This window comes from Paractinoplanes atraurantiacus, from assembly GCF_900215205.1.
Lineage (GTDB): Bacteria > Actinomycetota > Actinomycetes > Mycobacteriales > Micromonosporaceae > Actinoplanes > Actinoplanes atraurantiacus.
In genome coordinates this window covers 40,566-46,572 of sequence record NZ_OBDY01000047.1, presented here as the reverse complement: position 1 = coordinate 46,572, position 6,007 = coordinate 40,566, and the positions used below count along the sequence as shown (strand labels likewise).

General features: G+C 69.9%; 7 protein-coding genes. 2 read left to right on the top strand and 5 right to left on the bottom strand.

Annotation, left to right across the window (positions count from 1 at the left end):
- Nucleotides 1–19 precede the first annotated feature (19 nt).
- The 3 genes from CRP55_RS49155 to CRP55_RS49140 form a co-directional block, all read right to left on the bottom strand.
- Nucleotides 20–1,231: an IS110 family RNA-guided transposase gene (locus CRP55_RS49155; RefSeq protein WP_097321559.1), complete on the bottom strand. Its 1,212-nt coding sequence runs from the start codon at nt 1,229–1,231 to the stop codon at nt 20–22.
- A gap of 660 nt (nt 1,232–1,891) precedes the next feature.
- Nucleotides 1,892–2,131 carry a hypothetical protein gene (locus CRP55_RS49145; protein ID WP_097329007.1) on the bottom strand — a complete coding sequence of 80 codons (240 nt, stop codon included), beginning with the start codon at nt 2,129–2,131 and terminating at the stop codon, nt 1,892–1,894.
- Between the two features lie 298 nt (nt 2,132–2,429).
- A complete protein-coding gene (locus CRP55_RS49140; protein WP_143235502.1) occupies nt 2,430–2,714 on the bottom strand; it encodes a hypothetical protein in 285 nt (94 codons plus the stop codon).
- A 70-nt stretch (nt 2,715–2,784) separates the two neighbouring features.
- Here CRP55_RS49140 and CRP55_RS49135 point away from each other — a divergent pair, with 70 nt between their 5' ends.
- Entirely contained in the window at nt 2,785–4,131 is a 1,347-nt protein-coding gene (locus tag CRP55_RS49135; RefSeq protein ID WP_097329005.1) for a D-alanyl-D-alanine carboxypeptidase family protein, read from the top strand.
- Here the strand turns inward: CRP55_RS49135 and CRP55_RS49130 are convergent.
- The gene (locus tag CRP55_RS49130; protein WP_218855176.1) at nt 4,126–4,788 is read right to left on the bottom strand and encodes an alpha/beta fold hydrolase; all 663 of its coding nucleotides are present in this window, start codon (nt 4,786–4,788) and stop codon (nt 4,126–4,128) included. The genes CRP55_RS49135 and CRP55_RS49130 overlap by 6 nt on opposite strands.
- A gap of 8 nt (nt 4,789–4,796) precedes the next feature.
- On the opposite strand from CRP55_RS49130, the gene CRP55_RS49125 reads away from it, so the two are divergent.
- Nucleotides 4,797–5,081, top strand: coding sequence for a winged helix-turn-helix transcriptional regulator (locus CRP55_RS49125; RefSeq protein ID WP_438865858.1), 285 nt, complete (start codon nt 4,797–4,799; stop codon nt 5,079–5,081).
- On the opposite strand, the gene CRP55_RS49120 is transcribed toward CRP55_RS49125, so the two are convergent.
- Nucleotides 5,035–5,928: a LysR family transcriptional regulator gene (locus CRP55_RS49120; protein ID WP_097329003.1), complete on the bottom strand. Its 894-nt coding sequence runs from the start codon at nt 5,926–5,928 to the stop codon at nt 5,035–5,037. The two genes, CRP55_RS49125 and CRP55_RS49120, sit on opposite strands and share 47 nt — an antisense overlap.
- Between the last annotated feature and the right edge of the window lie 79 nt (nt 5,929–6,007).

Below are 6,007 nucleotides of genomic sequence, written 5' to 3'. Positions count from 1 at the left end.
AGGAGTTTCAATGACCGTGTCAAGCCGCCTTCGCCGTGATCGGCGGTGAGGAATGGAACTCGCGGCCGTCGCGCAGCAGTGCCCAGATGACGTCGATCAGGCGGCGGGCCAGGGCGATCAGGGCCTGGGTGTGGAGTTTCCCCTCGGCGCGTTTGCGCTGGTAGAAGACGCGCGATGGGCCGTCGGGTTTGATCGCGGACAACGCGGCGAGGTAGAACACCCGGCGCAGGCCACGGTGGTACCGCTTGGGTCGGTGCAGGTTGCCGCGCACGCGTCCGGAATCACGCGGGACCGGAGCCAGGCCGGCGTAGGCGGCCAGCCGGGCCGAACTACCGAACGCGGCCAGCAAGTCCCCGCCGGTGTCGGCCAGCAACTGGGCACCCAGGATCGGCCCGAACCCGTGGACGCTGGTGATCCGCGCCGCGTGGGGATGCTCGCCGAAGGTGCCGGTGATCTGCTTGTCCAGGTCCTTGATCTCGCGGTCCAAATCGAGCAGCTGGGCGGCGAGCCGCGCGATCAGCGGCGCCACTGCGGCCTCGGCAGGCAGCGCGACGGTCTGCGCAGCCGCCGCGGCGAGGGCTTTGTCGACCATCGCCGGGATGCCTTTGGGCCACGCGCCGCCGGTGCGCAGATGCTCAGCAACCCGGCCGGCGCTGGCCACGCGCAAACCATCGGGAGTCTGGAAGCCGGTCAGCAGCACCAGCGCCGAGCGGGTGGAGTAGTCGAATGCCGCCTCCAAGGCCGGGAAGATCGAGGCGAGCAGCTCCCGCAACCGATTGACCCCACGCACCCAGTCACCCATCAGGTCCTCGCGGCGGGCAGTCAGTACCCGCAACTCGGTGATCAGCACATCCGGCTCGGTGATCGGCGTCAGATCGTGGCGCAGCCTGGCTGTTTCGGCGATGGTGAACGCGTCTTTGGCGTCGCTCTTGGCTTCACCGGCGAAAGCGCCGGCCATTCGGTTAACCAGCCGGCCGGGCACGTACACGAGTTCCGCGCCGGCATGGCGCAGTACCGCCAGCAGCAGCCCGGCGCTACCCGACGTCATGTCCACGGCCCAGCGCACACGTCCAGCGGCCTTGCCCGCGCGGGCGATCAACGCCTCGATCTCGGCCTGCCCGTTGACCAGCCGCTTGCTGAACACCACCTTGCCGGTCTCGTCGACCGCGCACGCGTGGTGATGCGCCTTGCCGACATCGATCCCGACCCAGATCCACTCCCGGACCTTCACCAGCTTGAACCTCCCCTGCTAACCACAGCTCAACCCCGTCGATGGCACTGCCAGCAGCTCCATAAACAGCGACGTACGCAGATCTCAATCAGCAGCCAGGCCATCGGCAACGGCAGGGCGGCCACTCCTTCGGAACCACCCAACGGCAGAGAGACATCAGCCACACCCCGCCGTTCCCGGGCATCCGGAGCATCAACCCCAGACGATCAACAACCTTATGGAGAGAGATGACCCACCCGCCGAAGCCGACCGACGAGACCCGCCCGCTCTCGCAGGAGAACGAGGGCCCCGCCGAGCCGAAGGCTCCGGCTCCAGCACCACGACAACCCGAGGCCACCGGCAAGGTGTACGGCGGTGCCGCCCCCGAAGCCGATCCGGACGCCACGGAGATAACACCACCGGCCAAGGCCGCGACGGCCGATCAGGACGAGCCCACCCAGCCGTTCGCCGCCTCTCCCGCAGCGGGCGCGGACGACGAGCCGGAGTCCGACGCCACCCGGCCGTTCGATGTTCCCGCTCCGGCCGCCGCGGACAGTAAGCCCTCGACCCCGGACGAGGCCACCAAGCCCTCGGCCCCGAAGCCTTCTCCGCCGGCGGACGCCACACAGCCGATCACCGCGGCCAAGCCCACACCCAGCAAGAATCCGGCCGCGACCCTCGCTACGTCGCCGCCGCCTTCTCCTGTTCCCTCGCCGCAGCCTTCTCCTGCTCCCTCGCCGCAGCCTTCTCCCGCTCCCTCGCCGCAGCCCTCTCCCGCTCCCTCGCCGCAGCCCTCCCCCGCACCTCCGCCACTGCCTTCTCCCGCTCCATCGCCGCAGCCCTCTCCCGTTCCCTCGCCGCAGCCCTCCCCCGCACCTCCGCCGCAGCCTTCCCCCGCTCCCTCGCCGGTGTCTTCCCCATCGCCCGCGCCGGCCGACGCGACTCGACCGCTGACGCGCACGTCACCGGCCAAGGCCGAAACGCCGGCCGACGCCGACAAGACCCAGCCGCTGACCGCCGCCTCAGTGCCGGAGCCCTCAACCGCTCCCCTAGCGGCCACGCCGAAGCAGACACCGCCTTCAACTTCGCCGCCGAGCCCTACGCCGCCTCCGGCCCAGGCCGCGATGCCCCTCTCCCGGCCTCCGGCGCGCCCCACACAAACCACGCCACCTCAGTCGCAAGCCTCTGCCCCTCCGACTCAGGTCGCCCCCGGCCGGGATCAGGCCGGGCCGGGCGCGCAGGCCGGCCCTGCCGCGCCTCCCGCGCAGGTCGCGCTGCCGCTGGCTCGCCCCGCGACGCCGCCCACCGCGCGGACCGCGACGCCGCCCAGCGCGCGGACCGCGACGCCGCCCAGCGCGCCGTCCTCGATGCAGCCTGCCGCGTGGAGCGCCACGCCGACCGCGCCGCCCACCACGCCGCCAGCCGCGTGGAGCGCCACGCCAGCCGCGCCGCCCACCACGCCGCCAGCCGCGTGGAGCGCCACGCCAGCCGCGCCGCCCACCACGCAGCCTCCCGCCGCGTGGCCCGTGATACCGCCAGGCGGGCGGACCGCGGAAGCTGACCTCACTCAGCCGATGATCGCGGCGCCGCCGGTCACCGTCAGTGCCCAGTCCGCCGTCACAGTTCCCGCCTCCCGGCCGGCTCCCGTCACCCCTCCGCCGCCGACGCGGCCGGGTTCCACCGTCTACGGCGGCGGCCGGCAGCCTGCTCCCCAGGCCCGGCGCCGCCGTCTCCCCGTACTCATCGCCCTGGTCCTGCTCGTCGTTCTGCTCGGTGGTGGGGCCACCCTTCAGCTGACCCGTTCGCTGCCCGCGGCCACCCTGACCACCTCGATCGCCGCCAGCATGAAGATCCCGGGTGCCGCGCCCGATCTTCCGTGGCCGGCGACCGGCAGCGCCGAGCTCATGATCGAAGGCCTCGGCCGGATCGGCGGTTCCGGCTCCACCGCGGCCGCGCCGATCGGCAGCGTCGCCAAGGTCATGACCGCTTATGTGATCCTGCGTGACCACCCTCTGAGCGGCGCCGAGGAGGGCCCGACACTGACCGTGACCGCGGCCGATGTCGCTGACTTCGAGTCGCGGATCTCGAGCGGCCAGTCCCTCGTACAAGTGGAAGTGGGCGAGCAACTCACCGAGCGTGACGCCCTCGAGGCCTTGATGTTGCCGTCGGCCAACAACATCGCCCATCAGCTGGCCGTCTGGGACGCCGGATCGGAGGAGGCTTTCCTGACCAAAATGAACGCCGCCGCCGCGGACCTCGGCATGAAGAACACCAACTACACCGACCCCAGCGGCTATCTGCCGACCACCACCAGCACCGCCCCCGACCAGGTCCTTCTGGCTCGCGCCGCCCTCAAGAGCGCCGTCTTCGCCGAGATCGTCGCCTTGCCCGAGGCCGAGATCCCGGTCGTCGGAACGATCAAAAACTACAACGACCTGCTCGGTGTGAACGGGGTCTTCGGCATCAAGACCGGCTCCACCGACGAGGCCGGCGGCAACCTGGTCTTCGCCTCGCACCTTACGGTCGGTAGCCGCAAATTGACCTTGGTGGGCGCCGTCTTCAACCAGCCGGGCGCGCAGACCCCGCAGCAGCTGGCCAAGGTCAATAAGGAGGTCAAGAAGCTGCTCACCGCCGTGGCCAAGGTTGTCAAGGAGTACACCTTGCTTCCCGCCGATCCGGTCGGCCAGGTGGAGACGGCCTGGGGCGCCACCACCGCGGTCCGCCCGGCCAAGGCCCTCAAGGTGGTCGGCTGGCCCGGCCTGACGGTCCCGCTCAAGGTCACCACCACGTCGCCCTCGGCCGAGGTCACGGCGGCCCAGTCGGTCGGCACGGTGCAGGCTTCGGGCGTACGAGTGGAACTCCGCACCGACAGCGCGACCGAGTCGCCGTCCTTGTGGTGGCGATTGACCCGCACCTCATAGATAGGCGAGCAATTCCCGGGGACGGTCGAGCGGAATGATGTGGCCGCAATTCTCGATCAGGTGCCCGGTCAGGTCGTCGGCGATCGGTTTCAGCTGCTGGTGCAGCCGATCGCCGACGGGCTGCGCGCCGATCGCCGTCACCGGCATGCTCAGCCGTCCTTTGTCGGCGGCGAGCTGGGCGGCCGTCTCGGGCATCGCGCGATAGTGCTCGAAGGCGCAGCGCAGCGATTCCGACCCGGCGTACGCCTCAATGAAAGCTTTTCGAACTGCCGGTGCGATGCCCTGGCCATTGTGGGTTCCGGCTCGGAGGAAGAAGTCGATATAGTCCGCCTCGTGGCCGGCGAGAACGCGCTCGGCCAGGCCCGGAACGCCGTGGAAGCCGAACCACCACGGAGGCGCGACGGGCGTTTCGACAAAGGCCTCCATCAATACGAGGCGGCTCACTCGGCTCGGGTGACGCAAGGCCAGCAAGACCGCCGGTTGTACGCCCAGATCGAGCGCCGCCACGTCGGCGGTGCGGACGCCCAGCGCGTCGAGCAGAGCGCGGGCGTCTTCGGCGATGGTGGCTCCGTCGTACCCCCGAAGAGCGCGAGTGGTGGCACCCAGGCCGCGCAGATCGGGCGCGATGACGCGGCGGGTGCGGGCGAGTTCCGGAATGACCGCCGATCACACCTGCCAGGTGTGCGGAAAGCCGTGGAGCAGGAGAATCGCCCGGCATCTCCCACAAAATGCTGTCGCAGACGCTGCGCTCGCTCACCGACGACGGGCTGGTCACCCGGCATGTCGAGCCGTCCGTGCCGCCGCGCGTCCGTTATCGCCTGACCGAGTTGGGCCTTTCCCTCGACGAGCCGCTGGCCGCTTTGCGCGATTGGGCCGAGCGCCACATGCCGGCGATCGACGAATTCAGATCCCTGGCAGAGCGTGCTCGAGAAAGCCCAGGAAACGGCTGACCGCGGGCGGCACGGAACGGCCGGCCGGCGTCGCCGCGTAAACGCGCCGGGTCGGCTCGTCGTCGCGATGCAGGCGCAGCAGAGCGATGTCCGGCGGCGTGCTTCGCAAGGCGAGGGCGGGCACGAGCGCCACCCCCAATCCGGCCGCGACGCATCCCAGTTTGCCGGTCCATTCGGCTGCCACGATCTCGATCCGCGGTTCGAAACTACTCGGCAGACTGGTTCGCAACAACGTCTCTTCCGCGTGGGCCGATCCCGCGATGAAAGGATCGTCGGCCAGTTCCGCCAGCCGTACCGTCCTTCTATTCGCCAGAGGATGGTCCAGGGCGACCGCCACGAGCAGGCGCTCGTCCAGGATGTGCCGCAACTCGAACCGGCTTTCGTCATTCTCGAATCCCGGCGAGGAACTCACCACGGCCACATCGGCCTCACCGTCGGCGAGCTTCTCCAGCAGCGTCGGGGTCAGGCCTTCGACCAACCCCAAAGCCACTTGAGGGTACGCCTTCCGAAAGCCGGCAAGAGCACGCGGAACCAAGGCCGCCACGGCCGTCGGAAAAGCTCCGACTCGCAGTCTTCCACCGCCGAGTTCCCGCAGTTCTTCCACGGCCGTACGCGCATTCGACAGCCGATTGAGCACGGCCTCCGCGTGCGGCAGGAGAACGCGGCCCTCCTCGGTCAGCGCGACCCCGCGCGGCAGGCGGTCGAAGACCTGCGCTCCCCATTCCGACTCGAGCGCGCTGATCTGCCGGGAGACCGCCGACTGGGTGAATTGGAGCTGTTTCGCGGCCGCGGTGATCGACCCCAGACGCGCCACGGTCCGGAACACTTCCAGCAGTTGGGTCTCCATGCCGAGCCATGCTAGCCAGGCATGGCACCCATGCCAGACATTCGCTGGTCGCATGCTTCGAACCTCCGTAGCGTCACCC

Bases quoted from the DNA above. Each gene is read 5' to 3' on its own strand.
- CRP55_RS49135 (WP_097329005.1), top strand. From the start codon at position 2,785: ATGATCGCGGCGCCGCCGGTCACCGTCAGTGCCCAGTCCGCCGTCACA.
- CRP55_RS49145 (WP_097329007.1), bottom strand. From the start codon at position 2,131: ATGGGGAAGACACCGGCGAGGGAGCGGGGGAAGGCTGCGGCGGAGGTG.
- CRP55_RS49120 (WP_097329003.1), bottom strand. From the start codon at position 5,928: ATGGAGACCCAACTGCTGGAAGTGTTCCGGACCGTGGCGCGTCTGGGG.